The organism is Burkholderia sp. SIMBA_062, from assembly GCF_046534765.1.
Lineage (GTDB): Bacteria > Pseudomonadota > Gammaproteobacteria > Burkholderiales > Burkholderiaceae > Burkholderia > Burkholderia ambifaria.
Map to the genome: position 1 here is coordinate 30,925 of NZ_JAWRYD010000046.1, position 16,291 is coordinate 47,215.

20 protein-coding genes are annotated in these 16,291 nt (G+C 70.4%); 16 read left to right on the forward strand and 4 right to left on the reverse strand.

What is annotated here, in order from left to right; all coding sequences use genetic code 11:
- Nucleotides 1-74: 74 nt before the first annotated feature.
- Both SB786_RS32380 and SB786_RS32385 read left to right on the forward strand, forming a co-directional pair.
- Nucleotides 75-830: a TerC family protein gene (locus tag SB786_RS32380; protein ID WP_006761077.1), complete on the forward strand. Its 756-nt coding sequence runs from the start codon at nucleotides 75-77 to the stop codon at nucleotides 828-830.
- 60 nt (nucleotides 831-890) lie between these two features.
- Nucleotides 891-1,193, forward strand: coding sequence for a zf-TFIIB domain-containing protein (locus SB786_RS32385; RefSeq protein ID WP_175655951.1), 303 nt, complete (start codon nucleotides 891-893; stop codon nucleotides 1,191-1,193).
- 112 nt (nucleotides 1,194-1,305) lie between these two features.
- Here SB786_RS32385 and SB786_RS32390 read toward each other — a convergent pair whose 3' ends face one another.
- Nucleotides 1,306-1,716 (reverse strand): Hsp20/alpha crystallin family protein, encoded by a 411-nt coding sequence (locus tag SB786_RS32390; protein WP_410731025.1) that lies wholly within the window; start codon nucleotides 1,714-1,716, stop codon nucleotides 1,306-1,308.
- 16 nt (nucleotides 1,717-1,732) lie between these two features.
- Nucleotides 1,733-2,173 carry an Hsp20/alpha crystallin family protein gene (locus tag SB786_RS32395; protein ID WP_410731027.1) on the reverse strand — a complete coding sequence of 147 codons (441 nt, stop codon included), beginning with the start codon at nucleotides 2,171-2,173 and terminating at the stop codon, nucleotides 1,733-1,735.
- Between the two features lie 244 nt (nucleotides 2,174-2,417).
- Between SB786_RS32395 and SB786_RS32400 the strand changes: the two genes are divergently transcribed.
- Complete coding sequence (locus SB786_RS32400; protein ID WP_410731028.1) at nucleotides 2,418-3,335, forward strand: 3-hydroxyacyl-CoA dehydrogenase NAD-binding domain-containing protein; 918 nt, start codon at nucleotides 2,418-2,420, stop codon at nucleotides 3,333-3,335.
- Between the two features lie 7 nt (nucleotides 3,336-3,342).
- Here SB786_RS32400 and SB786_RS32405 read toward each other — a convergent pair whose 3' ends face one another.
- Nucleotides 3,343-4,191 carry a LysR substrate-binding domain-containing protein gene (locus SB786_RS32405; RefSeq protein ID WP_410731029.1) on the reverse strand — a complete coding sequence of 283 codons (849 nt, stop codon included), beginning with the start codon at nucleotides 4,189-4,191 and terminating at the stop codon, nucleotides 3,343-3,345.
- Nucleotides 4,192-4,521: 330 nt separating this feature from the next.
- Between SB786_RS32405 and madL the strand changes: the two genes are divergently transcribed.
- The 11 genes from madL (at nucleotide 4,522) to SB786_RS32460 (ending at nucleotide 13,547) form a co-directional block, all read left to right on the forward strand.
- A complete protein-coding gene (madL, locus tag SB786_RS32410) occupies nucleotides 4,522-4,917 on the forward strand; it encodes a malonate transporter subunit MadL (protein WP_006761083.1) in 396 nt (131 codons plus the stop codon).
- An 11-nt stretch (nucleotides 4,918-4,928) separates the two neighbouring features.
- The gene (madM, locus tag SB786_RS32415) at nucleotides 4,929-5,696 is read left to right on the forward strand and encodes a malonate transporter subunit MadM (protein WP_410731030.1); all 768 of its coding nucleotides are present in this window, start codon (nucleotides 4,929-4,931) and stop codon (nucleotides 5,694-5,696) included.
- 164 nt (nucleotides 5,697-5,860) lie between these two features.
- Nucleotides 5,861-7,507 (forward strand): malonate decarboxylase subunit alpha, encoded by a 1,647-nt coding sequence (gene mdcA / locus SB786_RS32420; RefSeq protein ID WP_410731031.1) that lies wholly within the window; start codon nucleotides 5,861-5,863, stop codon nucleotides 7,505-7,507.
- A 10-nt stretch (nucleotides 7,508-7,517) separates the two neighbouring features.
- Entirely contained in the window at nucleotides 7,518-7,832 is a 315-nt protein-coding gene (gene mdcC, locus SB786_RS32425; RefSeq protein WP_006754569.1) for a malonate decarboxylase acyl carrier protein, read from the forward strand.
- Nucleotides 7,829-8,764: a biotin-independent malonate decarboxylase subunit beta gene (locus tag SB786_RS32430; protein ID WP_410731032.1), complete on the forward strand. Its 936-nt coding sequence runs from the start codon at nucleotides 7,829-7,831 to the stop codon at nucleotides 8,762-8,764. The genes mdcC and SB786_RS32430 overlap by 4 nt, the downstream gene beginning before the upstream one ends.
- Nucleotides 8,751-9,458 carry a biotin-independent malonate decarboxylase subunit gamma gene (gene mdcE / locus SB786_RS32435; RefSeq protein ID WP_410731033.1) on the forward strand — a complete coding sequence of 236 codons (708 nt, stop codon included), beginning with the start codon at nucleotides 8,751-8,753 and terminating at the stop codon, nucleotides 9,456-9,458. Before SB786_RS32430 ends, mdcE begins: the two co-directional genes overlap by 14 nt.
- The gene (gene mdcG, locus SB786_RS32440) at nucleotides 9,445-10,113 is read left to right on the forward strand and encodes a malonate decarboxylase holo-[acyl-carrier-protein] synthase (protein ID WP_410731034.1); all 669 of its coding nucleotides are present in this window, start codon (nucleotides 9,445-9,447) and stop codon (nucleotides 10,111-10,113) included. The genes mdcE and mdcG overlap by 14 nt, the downstream gene beginning before the upstream one ends.
- Entirely contained in the window at nucleotides 10,110-10,976 is an 867-nt protein-coding gene (gene mdcB, locus SB786_RS32445; protein ID WP_410731035.1) for a triphosphoribosyl-dephospho-CoA synthase MdcB, read from the forward strand. Before mdcG ends, mdcB begins: the two co-directional genes overlap by 4 nt.
- A complete protein-coding gene (locus tag SB786_RS32450; RefSeq protein WP_410731036.1) occupies nucleotides 10,973-11,905 on the forward strand; it encodes an acyltransferase domain-containing protein in 933 nt (310 codons plus the stop codon). The genes mdcB and SB786_RS32450 overlap by 4 nt, the downstream gene beginning before the upstream one ends.
- A 273-nt stretch (nucleotides 11,906-12,178) precedes the next feature.
- Nucleotides 12,179-12,700, forward strand: coding sequence for a phospholipase D-like domain-containing protein (locus SB786_RS32455; protein WP_410731037.1), 522 nt, complete (start codon nucleotides 12,179-12,181; stop codon nucleotides 12,698-12,700).
- Nucleotides 12,701-12,878: 178 nt separating this feature from the next.
- Nucleotides 12,879-13,547 (forward strand): phosphoribosyltransferase, encoded by a 669-nt coding sequence (locus SB786_RS32460; RefSeq protein ID WP_410731041.1) that lies wholly within the window; start codon nucleotides 12,879-12,881, stop codon nucleotides 13,545-13,547.
- On the opposite strand, the gene phaZ is transcribed toward SB786_RS32460, so the two are convergent.
- The gene (gene phaZ, locus SB786_RS32465) at nucleotides 13,534-14,757 is read right to left on the reverse strand and encodes a polyhydroxyalkanoate depolymerase (protein WP_410731038.1); all 1,224 of its coding nucleotides are present in this window, start codon (nucleotides 14,755-14,757) and stop codon (nucleotides 13,534-13,536) included. The two genes, SB786_RS32460 and phaZ, sit on opposite strands and share 14 nt — an antisense overlap.
- 187 nt (nucleotides 14,758-14,944) lie before the next feature.
- Between phaZ and SB786_RS32470 the strand changes: the two genes are divergently transcribed.
- Together SB786_RS32470 and SB786_RS32475 are read left to right on the forward strand one after the other, a co-directional pair.
- On the forward strand, nucleotides 14,945-15,574 hold the full coding sequence (locus tag SB786_RS32470) for a glutathione S-transferase family protein (protein WP_410731039.1): 630 nt from the start codon (nucleotides 14,945-14,947) through the stop codon (nucleotides 15,572-15,574).
- 339 nt (nucleotides 15,575-15,913) lie between these two features.
- Nucleotides 15,914-16,120 (forward strand): hypothetical protein, encoded by a 207-nt coding sequence (locus tag SB786_RS32475; RefSeq protein ID WP_034177371.1) that lies wholly within the window; start codon nucleotides 15,914-15,916, stop codon nucleotides 16,118-16,120.
- The last annotated feature ends 171 nt before the right edge of the window (nucleotides 16,121-16,291 follow it).

The window sequence follows — 16,291 nt, forward strand, 5'->3', positions numbered from 1 at the left end:
AGATTCTCGCTGATTTTTCCGAAGTCGTGGCAGGCCTATCATCGAGCTTTCCCACATTCGAATCGGCCCTTTTCATGGACTACCTGCTGACGCTTGCCGCCGACCCCGCCGTCTGGGCCGCGCTCCTGACGCTCGTCGTGATGGAAGTCGTGCTCGGCATCGACAACCTGATCTTCATCTCGATCCTCAGCAACAAGCTGCCGGAAGCGCAGCGCGCCCGCACGCAGCGCCTGGGCATCGCGCTCGCGCTCGTGATGCGCCTCGCGCTGCTCGGCAGCGTCGCGTGGATCGCCAGCCTCACCGAACCGGTGTTCACGCTGTTCGATCACGCGTTCTCGTGGCGCGACATGATCCTGCTGTCGGGCGGCCTGTTCCTCGTGTGGAAGGCGACCACCGAGATGCATCATCACGTGTCGCATGACGGAGACGGCTCGGGTGCGTCCGGCGGCGCGGCCGGCCTGACGGTCTGGGCCGCGATCGGCCAGATCGTGATGCTCGACATCGTGTTCTCGATCGACAGCATCGTGACCGCGATCGGCATGACCGAGCACGTCCCGATCATGTTCGTCGCGGTGATCGTCGCGGTGAGCGTGATGCTGTTCGCCGCCCAGCCGCTCGCACGCTTCATCGATCGCAACCCGACCATCGTGATGCTCGCGCTGTCGTTCCTCGTCGTGATCGGCATGACGCTGATCGCGGAAGGTTTCGGTTCGCACGTGCCGAAGGGCTATATCTACGCGGCGATGGCGTTCTCGGCGTTCGTCGAGGGCATGAACATGCTGGCGCGTCGTGCGAAGGCAAAGCGCGCGGCGCGCGGCGAAGCTCACTGAGCAAGCGGGCGGGCGAGGGCCCGCCCTCGATTCGAAATTCTCAACGAAAGGAGAAGCGCGATGAAATGTCCGGTCTGCAAGACGCCCGACCTGCTGATGGCCGAGCGCCAGTCGATCGAGATCGACTACTGTCCGACGTGCCGCGGCGTGTGGCTCGATCGTGGCGAACTCGACAAGCTGATCGCACGCGAAACCGGCGAGGTGCCGGCACGCCGCGACGAGCCGCCGGTGCGGCACGACGCGCACGCGCCGCGCGGGCGCGACGATGGCTGGGGGCGCGATGGTCGCCCGCACGACGACCGTTACCGGCACGACGGCCAGCGTCGCAAGAAGTCGATGTTCGACCTGTTCGATTTCGATTGAACGCGACGGCGGGCGTAGCACGCTGCACGCCGCACGTTGCAAAAAGCCCCGCCAGGTGTGATGCCTGACGGGGCTTTGTCATGCGCGGGACGCGATGAACACGCGCCGGCGCTTACGCGTTGCCGGCCGTCACGTCGATGCGGCGCGCGCGTGTTTCCTCGCGGCGCGGAATCGTCAATGTGAGCACCCCGTCGCGCAGGTTCGCATCGATTTTCGACGTGTCGAGATCGGGGCTCAGCACGAACGTGCGCACGAAGCGCGGCGCGCGGATTTCGGCATGGCGCACGCGCAGGTCGGCCGGCGTGTCGATGCGCGTGTCGGCTTCGATCGTCAGCGTGTTGTCGTGCACCTTCACGTCGAGGTTCTCGCGCGGCACGCCGGGCAGGTCGGCGCGCAGCGTGACGCGCCGCGCGTCTTCGACGATATCGACGGCCGGCGTGATCGCGGGCCGGCGCGCGGCTTCGGCGGCGGCCGCATGGATGGCGCCGTTCCGGCGTTCGGTCAGGTTCTGGCTCGTATTCATGTCGTTCTCCTGAAGGTTACTGAACGGTGATCGCACGCGGCTTCGATGCCTCGCGCCGGCCGACGCGAATCAGCAGGCAGCCGTTTTCATATCGGGCGCTGACGTTGTCGGCGTCGGCGTTCTGCGGCAGCTCGACGACGCGACGGAACGCACCGTGAAAGCGCTCCTGCGCGTAGGTGCGCAGGTCGTCGCCGGCGTCGTGCGGCACGGGCTTGCGCTCGCCGCTGATCGTCAGCAGGTCCTTGTCGATCGATACGTCGAAGTCGGCCGCGGCCATGCCGGGGGCGAACGCGACGATCTCGATCGCGTCATCGGTCGCGCCGACGTTCAGCGCTGGAAACGCGCTCGGGCGCACCGCGCGGATGCCGGTCGGATGCTCGCCGAACAGGCTCGCCACCTGCCGCTGCACGCGGGCGAATTCGTCGAACAGGTCGTAGCCGTAATGGATGCCGCTCATGAAGTCCTCCGGAACATGAAGTGCGAAAGACGCGACGACGCGACGCCGACGGCGTGTGCGATGCGCGGTTTTCCGCTGAGTCGAAACGGGGGCAGTGCGCGTGACGGGCACTGCCTGGCAACGGGTAATTAGAGGCCGCCGCGGCGGTTTTCAAGAGGGAAATTGCAACCGGCATCAACGCGTGGCGAGGCCAATCGATGCGACAATCGTCGCGCTATCCACAGACCACGGAGACGGGACGGAAATGGACATTCAACGCATTGCGATCGTGGGTGCCGGCGTGATCGGCGCGAGCTGGGCGGCTTTCTATCTGTCGCAGGGCTTCGACGTCGTCGCGACCGATCCCGCGCCGCACGCCGACGCGCGGCTGCGCGACGCGCTCGCCGCATTCGTCGGCGAGCGGGCCGCCGAACTTTCCGCGCGGCTGTCGTTCGACGCGGATCTCGTGCACGCGCTCGACGGCGTCGATTTTGTACAGGAAAACGGCCCCGAACGGCTCGACCTGAAGCGCGCGCTGTACCGGCAGATGGACGACGTGCTGCCCGCGCGCGTGCCGATCGCGTCGAGTTCGTCGGGCCTGAAGATGTCGGAGATCCAGACCGCGTGCGACAAGCATCCGGAACGCTGCCTGATCGCGCATCCGTTCAACCCGCCGCACCTGATTCCGCTCGTCGAGCTGGTCGGCGGCGACGCGACCGACCCGGGCGTGATCGCGCGCGTGAAGGCGTTCTACGACGCGCTCGGCAAGCAGACGATCGTGCTCAACAAGGAAATGACCGGCCACGTCGCGAACCGGCTCGCCGCCGCGCTGTTTCGCGAGGTGTATCACCTGGTCGGCGAAGGCGTGGTGAGCGTCGCCGATGCGGACAAGGCCGTCGCGTGGGGCCCGGGCCTGCGCTGGGGGCTGATGGGGCAGTGCCTGACCTATCACCTCGGCGGCGGCGCGGGCGGGATCGCGCACTTCCTCGAACACCTGTCGGGGCCGATCACGACGTGGTGGGACGACCTCGGCACGCCGTCGTTCGATCCGGCCGTCGATCGCAAGCTGAACGACGAACTGCGCGCGATCCAGGGCGAGCGTTCGATGCAGGAGCTGGCGGCCGAGCGCGACCGGCTGCTCGTCGAGCTGATCGACGCGCGGCGGCGCAGTTTCCTGCCCTGAGCGCTCGCTACAGTTCGGCGGCCGCCGCGATCAGCGTCGCCTCGAGCGCGAGCGTCGAGCGTGACGCCGCCGCCGGCCGGTCGATCACGTATTCGAGTTCGCCGAGTTCGGGCAGCCCCGCGTCGAGCCGGGCGAGCCCGGCCGGAATCACGTAGCCGGCGAACGCGCTGACGCCGAGCCCCGCGCTCGCGGCCGCGCGCAGCACCGCGATGCTGCTGCTCACCACGGCGATCCGGTAAGGGCGGCCGACCGCCTCCAGCGACTCGAGCACACGGCGGCGCGACACGCTCGGCTGCGGGTGCAGCGCGAGCGGCAGCACGGCCTCGTGGCCGGTGATCCGCGAATCGGGGCCGGTGCACCAGTACAGCGGCTCGCTGCGGATCACGCGGCCGCGCCGGCTGCCCGCGACCCGCTTCGCGAACACGAGATCGTGGCGCCCTTCGTCGAGCGCGTCGAACAGGTCGCCCGACAGCCCCGTCGAGATCGCGAGCTCGACGTCCGGATTGCGCTGCACGAAGCTCGCGAGCGCGGCCGTCAGATGCGCGGACGCGAAATCCTCAGACATCGCGAGCCGCACCTTGCCCGACAGCGGCGGCCCGCACACCGACGTGACGGCCTCGTCCATCAATTCGAGAATGCGCACCGCGTAGCGGAACAGCGCGTCGCCGTGCTGCGACAGGTGCACGTTGCGCGTGTCGCGCTCGAACAGCGGCCGGTCGAGCAGCTCCTCGAGGCGGCGGATGTGCTGGCTGACGGTCGACTGGGACAGGCTCACGCGCTCGGACGCGGCGGTGAAACTGCCGGACTGGGCGACGGCGACGAAGCTGCGCAGCAACTCGGGCGGTAAGGGACGCATTGCTAAATCCACTGAATCGGTTTCGACAACTTCATAAATGGCCGGATTTTGCGGCGCTAGTATCGGATCACGCGCCGGTGCGGCCCATGCAAGGGGCCCATCGGACGCGTAGCCCGTGTCGCGCCGCCAGTTCCATCGGTCAGTCTAAGCCATCCGGCGTCCGGCCCGAAACCGCATCATCCCATCGACCGCCCGAGAATGCGCTCGCACGACGAGCCGCCGGGTCGCGGCGCCCCGCCGCAGGAGACAGACTGTCCGCGCCCGGGACCGGCGTGCGGCCTGGCTCCCGCACGCGTCAGGCGCCCGTCACGAAGAGACTGGAGACGACTCATGATCATCTACGGAACCGCGCTGCTGGCGTTCTGCCATCTGGCCGGGCTGTTCCTCGGCGACCTGCTGGGCACCGCGATCGGCGTGAAGACCAACGTCGGCGGCGTCGGTATCGCGATGCTGCTGCTGATCTGCCTGCGCCTGTGGCTGCACCGGCGCGGCTGGCTGCCGAAGGAGACCGAGGCGGGCGTCGGTTTCTGGGGAGCGATGTACATCCCGGTCGTCGTCGCGATGGCCGCGAACCAGAACGTCGTCGCCGCGCTGAAGGGCGGGCCGGTCGCGCTGCTGGCCGCAGTCGGCGCGGTCGGGATCTGCGCATGCTGCATCGCGGTACTCGTGCGCACCGGGCGCGACGACACGGCCTTCGCGGGCGTGCCGCAATTCGAAGAACAGTGAAGGAGGCCGCCATGCTGCAGATGCTCGAAAAAACCGTCGCCCATAACGGGCTCGTCGCGTCGTTCGCGCTGGTCGGCCTGATCATGTGGCTGTCGTCGATCGCGTCGCGCAAGCTCACGTTCGGCCGCGTACACGGCTCCGCGATCGCGATCGTGATCGGTCTTGCGCTCGCTTATGTCGGCGGCGCATTCACCGGCGGCGAGAAGGGGCTCGCCGACGTGCCGTTGTTCGCCGGCGTCGGCCTGATGGGCGGCGCGATGCTGCGCGATTTCGCGATCGTCGCGACCGCGTTCGAAGTGCAGCCGGCCGAGGCGCGCAAGGCCGGCCTCGTCGGCGTCGTGTCGCTGCTGCTCGGCACCGTGCTGCCGTTCATCGTCGGCGCGTGCATCGCGCGCGCGTTCGGCTACACCGATGCGGTCAGCATGACGACCATCGGCGCGGGCGCCGTCACCTACATCGTCGGGCCCGTCACGGGCGCGGCGATCGGCGCGAGCTCCGACGTGATCGCGCTCAGCATCGCGACGGGGCTGGTCAAGGCGATCATCGTGATGGTCGGTACGCCGGTCGCGGCGAACTTCATGGGCCTGAAGACGCCACGCTCCGCGATGATCTTCGGCGGCCTCGCCGGCACCGTCAGCGGCGTGAGTGCGGGCCTCGCCGCGACCGATCGCCGGCTCGTGCCGTATGGTGCGCTGGTCGCGACGTTCCATACAGGCGTCGGCTGCCTGCTCGGCCCGTCGCTGCTGTTCTTCACGACGCGCGCGCTGGTCGGCGCATAGCCGCCGCGGGCGATTCGGGCGGCCCGCGCGTGCGGCCGACGTGCGCGGTTTCCGCCGCGCCGAATCCATCGCGGCGCCCTCTGAGTCGCATTCTTCAACATCATCAATCGACGGCGGCGCCAGGCTTAGAATGCCGCTGGACCATCGAAGCGGGAGAACTGTTCATGACGGGATGGAATCACGCGCGGCAAGCGCGCGACGCACGCCTCGCGGCCGGCGCGGCGTACGCGCAGGGCAAGCGGGTCGATGCGCGCGACACCGTCGCGTTGCTCGAAGCGGTGCTGCGGCCCGGCGATCGCGTTTGTCTCGAAGGCGACAACCAGAAACAGGCCGACCTGCTCGCGACGGCGCTCGCCGACGTCGACAGCGCGAAGATCCACGACCTGCACATGGTGCAGTCCGGCGTCGTGCTGCCCGAGCATCTCGACGTGTTCGAGCGCGGGATCGCGAAGCGTCTCGACTTCGCGTATTCGGGCCCGCAGTCGCAGCGGATCGCGAAGCTGCTGTTCGGCGGCAAGATCGCGCTCGGCGCGGTGCACACGTATCTCGAGCTGTTCGCACGCTACTTCATCGATCTCACGCCGCAGGTCGCGCTGATCGCGGCGGTCAGCGCGGACGCCGACGGCAACCTGTACACCGGACCGAACACGGAAGACACGCCGACCGTCGTCGAGGCCACCGCGTTCAAGGACGGCATCGTGATCGCGCAGGTCGACCGCATCGTCGACAAGGTGCCGCGCGTCGACATTCCCGGCGATCGCGTGCATTTCGTCGTCGAGGCCGGCCGGCCGTTCTACGTCGAGCCGCTGTTCACGCGCGACCCGGCCGCGATCACCGAGACGCAGATCCTGACCGCGATGCTCGCGATCAAGGGCATCTACGAACCGTACGGCGTCCGGCGCCTGAACCACGGGATCGGCTTCAACACGGCCGCGATCGAGCTGCTGCTGCCGACCTACGGCGCGAAGCTCGGGCTCAAGGGCAAGGTGTGCACGCACTGGGCGCTCAATCCGCACCCGACGCTGATTCCCGCGATCGAGTCGGGCTGGGTCGAGCAGATTCACTGCTTCGGTTCCGAAGTGGGGATGGACGACTACATCCGCGCGCGCTCCGACGTGTGGTTCACGGGCTCGGACGGGTCGCTGCGCTCGAACCGCGCGTTCTGCCAGACCGCGGGCCTCTACGCGTGCGACATGTTCATCGGCTCGACGCTGCAGATCGACCTGGCGGGCCATTCGTCGACGGTCACGGCCGAGCGGATCGCCGGCTTCGGCGGCGCGCCGAACATGGGCAGCGACGCGCGCGGCCGGCGTCATCCGAGCGAGCCGTGGCTGAAGGCCGGCGCGCAAGCCGACCCCGACACGCCGGCGGCGCTCAGGCGCGGCCGCAAGCTGGTCGTGCAGATCGGCGAGACGTTCGGCGACAAGAACGTGCCGATGTTCGTCGAGAAGCTCGACGCGCTGAAGCTCGCCGACAAGCTGCAGCTCGACCTCGCGCCGATCATGGTCTACGGCGACGACGTCACGCACATCGTCACCGAGGAAGGGATCGCGAACCTGCTGATGTGCCGCGACAAGGACGAACGCGAGCACGCGATCCGCGGCGTGGCCGGGTACACCGAGGTCGGCCGCGGCCGCGACCGCAGGATGGTCGAGCGGCTGCGCGAGCGCGGCGTGATCCGGCGCCCGGAGGATCTCGGCATCGATCCGCTCGACGCCGACCGCCGCTGGCTCGCCGCGCGTTCGATCAAGGATCTCGTGCACTGGTCGGGCGGCCTCTATGCGCCGCCGGCCCGGTTCCGCAACTGGTGAGGAAGAGGGCATGGAACAGTTGAACTACCGCTTCACCGCGCGCGAGCGCGCACAGGGCGAACGGGCCACGGCGCTCGTCGGCGTGGTCGCGTCCGGCAATCTCGAGGTGCTCGTCGAGCGCGTGCTGCCGGGCAATGAATGCGAGATCGACATCCGCACCGCGGCGGTCGGTTTCGGCGCGGTGTGGCAGGCCGTCGTGTCGGACTTCGTCGAACGGCGCGCGCCGGGCGGCCTGAAGCTGTCGATCAACGACGGCGGCGCGCGGCCCGACATGGTGTCGCTGCGGCTCGCGCAGGCCGTGCGCGCGATCGAGGGGGACGCATGACGACCGACATGATCCATGACGCGCCCGCGTTCGTCGCGAACGGCGCGAGCTGGTACGAAGCGTCGGCGCGCCAGCGCGTCGACGGGCTGCTCGATGCGGGCAGCTTCACGGAATTTCTCGGGCCGGGCGAACGCGTGACGAGCCCGCACCTGCCGCTGTTCGACCTGCCGCAGCAGTTCGACGACGGGATGGTGGTCGGCCACGGCCGGCTCGACGGCAAGCCGGTGTTCGTCGCCGCGCAGGAAGGCCGCTTCATGGGCGGCGCGTTCGGCGAAGTGCACGGCGCGAAGCTCACCGGGCTGCTGCGTGCGGCGCGCGAACTCGGCACGCCGGTGCTGATCCTGTTCGATACGGGCGGCGTGCGATTGCAGGAAGCGAACGCGGGCGAGCTCGCGATCGCCGAGATCATGCGTGCGCTCGTCGACGCGCGTGCGGCCGGCGTGCCGGTGATCGGACTGATCGGCGGGCGCGCGGGCTGCTACGGCGGCGGCGGGCTGCTCGCCGCGTGCTGCTCGGCGCTCGCGGTGTCCGAGCAGGGGCGCATCAGCGTGTCGGGCCCCGAGGTGATCGAGACCAATCGCGGTGTCGAGGAGTTCGATGCGAAGGATCGCGCGCTGATCTGGCGCACGATGGGCGGCAAGCATCGGCGGCTGATCGGCGGCGCGGATCGTTACGTGGCCGACACGCCGGACGCCTTTCGCGCGGCGGCGCTCGAGCTGCTCGACCGTGCCCCGACATTCGATGTGGCGATGCTGCGCGCGGAGCAGACGCGTCTCGAAGCCCGCGTCGAACGGTTCGGTGGCTGCAAGGACGCGCTCGACGTGTGGCGCGCGCTCGGCGCGGACACGCCGGAAGCGATCCCCGGCATGCCCGACGACGCATTCGCGAAGCTCGCCGACCAACTGCAGGAGCCGCAGCATGACGCTCGATGAAGTCCTGACCTCGCTGTTTCCCACAGGCCATTCGATTACGCGTAGCGGCGGCCTGCTGACGGGCCACGCGCAGTTGGCCGGCACGCGCGTCGACGTGATCGGCGTGGCCGAGCGCTTGCCGTTCGGCATCGACGAAGCGCTGACCCTCGCGTCGCACGTGCTCGACACGATCGAGCGCGGCGGCGACACGCCGATTCTCGTGCTCGTCGACAGCGACAGCCAGCGCATGAGCAAGCGCGACGAACTGCTCGGCCTGAACGAAGGGCTGTCGCATCTCGCGAAATGCCTGATGCAGGCGGAGCTCGCCGGGCACCGGACGATCGGCGCGCTGTACGGCCATACGGCCGCGGGTGCGTTCATCGCGACCGCGCTCGCGACGCGTACCCTGCTCGCGGTGCCGGGCGCCGAGCCGGAGGTGATGGACCTGCCGTCGATGTCGCGCGTGACGAAGCTGCCCATCGACGTGCTGAAGGAGATGGCGCGCTCGACGCCGGTGTTCGCGCCGGGGCTCGACAATCTCGTGAAGATGGGCGCCGTCGACGCCGTGCTCGATCCGGCCCGCGCGCTCGACGCGCAGGTCGGCGAATGGCTCGGCAGGCCGGCCGAGCGCGGCGACGGCCGTGCGGCGCGCGGCCGGCCGGTCGCGGCCGACATCGCACGACGCGTCGAGGCACTCGCGCGTGCCGCACGCTGACACACCGCTGCGCCGCCACACGCTCGTCACGCTGACGGCGGCCGGGTGGCGCGCGGCGTGCGCGCGCGATCCTGCGCTGGCGGCCGATCCGCTCGTGCAGGCGTGGGCCGCGCACGGCTGGCCGCTGATCGTGCGCCGCGCGTCGCCCGACGAGGCCGATGCGGGTCGCATTCCGCTCGGCTTGCCGCTGCCGCCTGCCGCGGGCAAGCGGCGCGTCGCGCTGAACGTCGCCGCCGACGCGGTGGCGGCGGTCGGCCCGCTGCCTGCGTTGTCCGACGTGCTCGGTGTCGCGCCCGACGCATGGCACGCGACGTTGCGCGAGCTGGACGCGCTCGGCGCGCGCTGCGGCGTGCCGGGCCGCGTGTTCGGCAGCCTCGCCTGGCAGGCGCTGACGGGCGAGCGCTACCTCAGTGCGTCCTCCGATCTCGACATCGTGTTTCCGCTGCCGGCCGCCGCCTCGCTCGCCGCGTTGCTCGACGGCCTCGCGGCGCTCGACGCGCGCGCACCGATGCGTATCGACGGCGAACTGCTGCGCGACGACGGCGCCGGCGTGAACTGGCGCGAACTGCACGCGCGGCTGCCGGAAGTCGCGGTCAAGACTGCGATCGCCGTCGAGTTGATGTCTGCCGACGCATTCACGGGAGGCATGCGATGAGTGCAGGAGCCGCGCGCCGCGCAACGGCGCCGTCCGACGCCGAGCGCATCGCCGCACTTGCCGAGCACAGCCTCGTGCTCGAAATCGACACGTATCCGAAACCGGGGCTCGTCAGTCACGTCGATACCGGCAGCCATGCGGACATGGACGCCGCGACGTTCGCGCGCAGCGCGGCCGTGCTGCGGCCATATTTCGCGGAGCTCGCCGAAGCCGGCGCGCGCGACGCGGACATGGTCCTGCTGCGCAAGATCGGGCTGCGCGCCGAGCACGCGATGCTCGCCGCGACCGGCGGCGTCAACACGCATCGCGGCGCGATCTTCGGGCTCGGGCTGCTGTGCGCGGCCGCCGGCCGCCGCACGGTGCCCGGCACGGCGGCACGCGCGATGACGCTCGGCGCGTTCGTCGCGCGGCGCTGGGGCACCGAGATCCTCGGCGGCCCGCGGCTGCCCGACAGTCACGGCGAGCGCGCGAGCCGCCGTTACGGCGTCGGCGGCGCGCGTCGCGAGGCGGCCGACGGGTTCACGACCGTGTACGGCATCGGGTTGCCGGCCCTGCGCCGCGCGCGGCGCAGTGTCCCGGGCGACCCCGAAGCCGCGCGTGTCGATGCCTGCTTTGCGCTGATCGCCGCGCTCGACGATACGAATCTGCTGCACCGGGGCGGGCAGGCCGGCCTCGACTTCGCGCGGGCCACGGCACGCGCGTTCGTCGCCCGCGGCGGCATACGCGCCCGCGACTGGCGCCTGCGCGCGGTGGCCGCACACCGCGCGTTCGTTGCCCGCCGGCTGAGCCCGGGCGGCGCGGCCGACCTGCTGGCGATGAGCGTGTTCGTCGATGCGCTCGAAGCGGACGAGGCGGCGCGATGACGCTGGCGATCCTGTGTTCGGGGCAAGGCGCGCAGCGCGCGGACATGTTCGAGCTGACCGGCGCGGTGCCACAGGCCGGTGCGCTGTTCGCGCACGCCGGCCGGCTCCTCGGCGAGGATCCGCGTAACTGGGTGCGGCACGCCGAACCGGACGCGCTGCACGAGAACCGCGCCGCGCAGATCCTCTGCACGGTGCAGGCGCTCGCGGCGGCCGCGTTGCTCGATTCGGTGTGGCCGCGGCGTCGCTGCGTCGCGGGATACAGCGTCGGCGAAGTCGCGTCGTGGAGCGTCGCGGGGATGATCGATCCGCTCGACGCGCTGGATCTGGCCGATGCACGGGCGCGCGCAATGGACGCCGCGAGCGGCGGCGATGAACGGATGGCGTTCGTGCGCGGGCTGACGCGCGCGCAGCTCGCGCAGCTGTGCGACGGACGCGATGCCGCGATCGCGATCGTCAATCCCGGCGACGCGTTCGTGGTGGCCGGGCGGCAGGCCGACGTCGCCGCGGTGGCCGACGACGCCGCACGCGACGGGGCGCTGCGCGTTGCGCCCGTGTGTGTGCGGATCGCGTCGCATACGCGACGGCTCGCGGCGGCGGTCCCCGTGTTTCGCGCGTCGCTGACCGCCGTGAACGTGCGCCGGCCGCCGCCCGGGACGCGACTGTTTTCGGGAATCGACGGCGCGTCGGTGCTGGATGTCGGCGCGGGGCTCGACAAGCTCACGCGGCAGATTGCGGAGCCGGTCGAGTGGGCGGCCTGCTTGGCCGCGTGCGTCGAGGCCGGCGCGACCGCGTTTCTCGAACTCGGGCCCGGTCGCGCACTGGCCGAGATGGCGGGCGGCGCGTATCCGGCGCTGCCGGCGCGCAGCGTCGCGGATTTCCGTTCCGTCGACGGTATCGCGAGCTGGCTCGCGCGCGTCGCGGCCGGCTGACCGGCAGCGCGCAAGCGCCCCGCAGCCACCGCGCAGCCACCGCGCAGCCACCGCGCAGCCACTGCGCAGGCACCGCGCAGGCACCGCGCAGGCACCGCGCAGGCACCAGGCAGGCACCACGCAGGGCAACCCCGCCGGGCGTCCCGCAAGCGCCCCGACAACGCGGCAAATCGACTCGGGAACCGCTCGGTTCGATAACCATTGCGCGGCGGGTGTTGCGCCGGCGCAGCACCGTTTCAGCGGGTGCTTGCCACACGAATTGGCGTCGCTACAATGGCGCCCGCCATGAGACCAGCCGCCTTCCTCCTCGCCGCGCTCGGCTGCGCGGCGAGCGCCCACGCCAGCCCGATTCCGTCCGACGCCGCGTCGGTCGGCACGTATTTTTCGTATGACAATGCGGCGGCCGACGCGACCGTCGACCTGATCGGGCAAGCGCAGCGCCGTGTGCTGCTGGCCGGCTATACGTATGTGCCGCCCGCGGTCGCGGCCGCGCTGCGTACGGCGCGCTCGCGCGGGATCGAAGTGCGGGTCGTGCTGGTGCGTTCGTCGCGTGCCGGCAAGTACAGCGGCGCAGGTTATCTGAAATCGGCCGGCATCGATGTCGCGATCGACTCGCGACACGATGATCCCGCGCCGCGCTTCGTGATCGTCGACGACAGCGTCGCGCTGACGACCCTGTCCGACGACGCCGCCGCGCGCGCGGAAACGGTGAACGTGTTCCAGCGCGCGCCGGAGCTTGCGCAGTCGTACGCGCAGTCGTTCTGGCGGCTGTACCGGCAGGCGGGCGGCCTCTGACCGGCGAGGTCCCTCGGCGAATTCCACCGTCCCTTTCCACGCGGCAAGCCCCCGCCGCAATCCGCATGCCTTCCACACCGGTGTGACCCTGCTTGCATCGGCGCGGCCGATGAACCATGCTCGTTGGACAGGCGCCGGCGCGGGTGTCGCGCATGCGGCGCAACGCAGGGAGCCGATCGTGACCGAGTGTTTTGCCGATCGCGCCGACGCGGGTCGCCGGCTTGCGCACGCGCTGCACGACTATGCGGGGCGCCGCGACGTCGTCGTGCTCGCGCTGCCGCGCGGCGGCGTGCCGGTGGCATTCCAGGTCGCGCTGGCGCTGCACGCGCCGCTCGACGTGCTGGTCGTGCGCAAGCTCGGCATGCCGTCCGATCCCGAATTCGCGATCGGCGCGATTGCGACCGGCGGGGCGATCCACCTGCAACACGCGGCGATTCGCGCGATGGGCGTGACCGATGACCAGCTGGCTGACGTGATCGCGCGCGAAACCGTCGAACTGGAGCGCCGCGACGCGCTGTATCGCGGCGCCCGGGCGCCGCTGCCGGTCGACGGCCGCATCGCGATCGTCGTCGACGACGGCGTCGCGACCGGCGCATCGATGCGCGTCGCGCTGCAGGCGCTGCGCGAGCGCCATCCCGCGCGCATCGTGGCCGCCGCACCGGTCGCGCCGGCCGGCGCGCGGCACGTGTTCGACGGTCTGGCCGACGCGTTCGTGACGGTGTCGCAGCCGCACCTATTCTTCGGAATAAGCCAGTTCTACGCGCGTTTCGACCAGACCGGGGACGACGAGGTGCGTGCGCTGCTCGATGCGTCCCGCGCGCAGGACGACGACATCACGCCCGCCTGACCCGGCGCCGGCGCGACGCGGGGCGAGCGGCTTCGGCCTGCGCGAACACCCGCTGCAGCGCCGGATGGACGTCGCCGCGCCAGCGATCGCCCGTGAACAGCCCGTAGTGATCGCAATCGTCGATGTCGACACGATGGCGCTCGTCGGCCGCGAGGCCGCCGCACATGTCGAGTGCCGCATGCGTCTGGCCGGCGCCGGTGACGGCGTCGCAACTGCCTTCCACCGTCGCCAGCAAAACGCCGCGCAGCGCGGCCGGCTCGACGCGCCGGCCGCCGACGTCCCACGTGCCGTTCGCGAGGCACATTCGCTGGAACACGACATCGACGGTATCGAGGAAGTATTCGGCCGGCATGTCGAGCAGCGCCGTGTATTCGCGCAGTGCGCGCCGCGCGTCCGTCAGCGCCGTCAGGTCGAAGCGCGACGCGGCGCGCGCGTAGTCCTCGATCAGCGTCAGGAAGCGCTGCGGATACACCAGCGCGATTTCGCCTTGCTGAAGATAGGTCGGGAACACATGCCGGCCGCGGCCGGGGAAGCAGGGCGGCACGATGTCGATCAGGTGGCGGCGGCACCACGTGAGCGAGCGCGACGCGGCGGTCGTGCCGAGCGAGGTCGGGTTGATGCGCGCGTCGAGCGGGCCGCCTATCAGCGTGACGCTCGCGGGCGGTGCGAGGCCGCGCGCGGCGCGCAGCGCGAGCGCGCCGAGTGCGGGAACGGTGGCCTGGCACACGGCGACGACATGTAGGGGCCGAGCGTCGCGTACGAGCGCGTCGACGAAGCCGTCGAGCGTCGCCACGTACTCGTCGAGCCCGAAGCGGCCCGCCGCGAGCGGCACGTCGCGCGCGTTGACCCAGTCGGTCACGCACACGTCGCCGTCCGCGAGCAGCGCCTCGACGGTCTCGCGCATCACCACGGCCGCGTGACCGGCGAGCGGCGCGCACAGCAGCATCGTGCGCCGTGCGTCGTCGCGCGCGAAGCGCCGCAGCTGGCAGAACGGCGTGTGCGCGACGATCCGCTCGTCGACGGCCGGCCGCCGGATCTCGAAGCGCGGCGGCCCGACGGCCGGCCCGAGCAGCGGCTCGAACAGGTCGTCGTAGCACGACGACGCGGCGTGCGGCAGCGTCGCGGCGGGCCACACGTCGAACGCGTGACGCGTCGCTTCGCGCCACGCGCGCATCCATTCCCGCTGCTGCTCGACGACGGCGTACCACATGGCAAACCTTGGCGCGGAAGGGGCGTGAATCTGAATTATGGTCACTCCGCCCGCACAGCGGGTGTCGAAAAAATCGTCACCGGCTGACGTGGATCAAGCATGCATCGGGCACGCGTCGCGCTAGGCAGCGACGCACGGCGCTGCTACAGTCGTCGCTCCCATTCCCCCTTCAAGCGGAGCGTTTGCGATGAAGCTGATCGGCATGCTGGATTCCCCGTTCGTGCGCCGTGTCGCCATATCGGCGAAGCTGCTCGACCTGCCGTTCGAACACGAGTCGGTTTCGGTGTTCCGCCACTTCGACCGGTTCCGGACGTTCAGCCCGGTCGTGAAGGCGCCGACGCTCGTAACCGACGACGGCACGACGCTGATCGATTCGTCGCTGATCGTCGACTACCTCGACCATCGGGTCGCACCGGAGCGGCGCCTGCTGCCCGACGCCGCCGACGCGCGGCTGCACGTGCTCGTGCCGGTCGGTTTCGCGCTGGCGGCGGCCGAGAAGACGGTGCAGGTTGTGTACGAGCAGGCGCTGCGGCCGGCCGACAAGCAGCACGCACCGTGGCTCGAGCGCGTGCTGAGCCAGCTCGAGGCCGCGTATGGCGAACTCGAGCCGCTCGTCGCGGCGGCGAACGGCTGGCTCGGCGGGGCGCGCCTGCTGCAGTCCGACGTGACCGTCGCCGTCGCGTGGCGTTTCACGCAGTTCATGACCGCCGACTACCCGGCGCTCGCGCGGATCGATCCGGCCCGTTATCCGGCGCTCGCCGCGCATTCGGCGCGCGCGGAAGTGCTGCCGGCGTTTGTCGAGACGCCGCTCGACTGAAGCCGGCGTCGCCCGCGGCGGCGCGGGATCGACAGGGCGGGGCGGGACCGGCGTGCGGGTGGGCTCGTCGGGACTTGGGCCTGCATCCGGCACGGATTCACCGGGCGTCCTTGACTGCCAGGCCGCCCGTTTTCTCGCCGGCCGTTCGGCGCAGCGTGTGCGAAACCACGGCGCGTCCGTCCGTTTTGCGGCCCCCGTCGCCCCTCTGCACCCGCTCGGCCCCGTCCGGCAAAGGGCCGGCCGATTGTTCTCGGCCTCTGACAAGTGACTTCGCATTCGTGCCGTTTATCCGGATGCGTCCGGTCCCTAGAATCCATTCCATCGAATACGCATTGTCTGATGGAGCCGAAGATGAGAGCCTTGATCGAATCGAGCCTGTACCACCCGTCCGTCGTGTTGCCGCTTGCCGCGCTGACGCAGCTGATGGTCGAGCGCGACTTCAATCTCGGCCAGGTCGGCCTGATTGTCGCCGCGCGCGGCGCGCAGGCTGCCGTGTCGCGTTCGCGCGCACTGATCTTCTGCCGCGACTGCGAAGCGCACGCATGAAAGCCCGTGCGCCGGACAGACGAAAAAAAGGCCCGGCCGGCGCAAGCGCCGGTCGGGCCGGTCGGATTCGATCGAGCCCCGGCTTCGGCCGGGGCTTTTTCATGTGCGCCCAGCATGGGCGCACTCCTGCGGGTGCAAGTCCCGCCATAAGCTGATCACGGCAAATGAAGC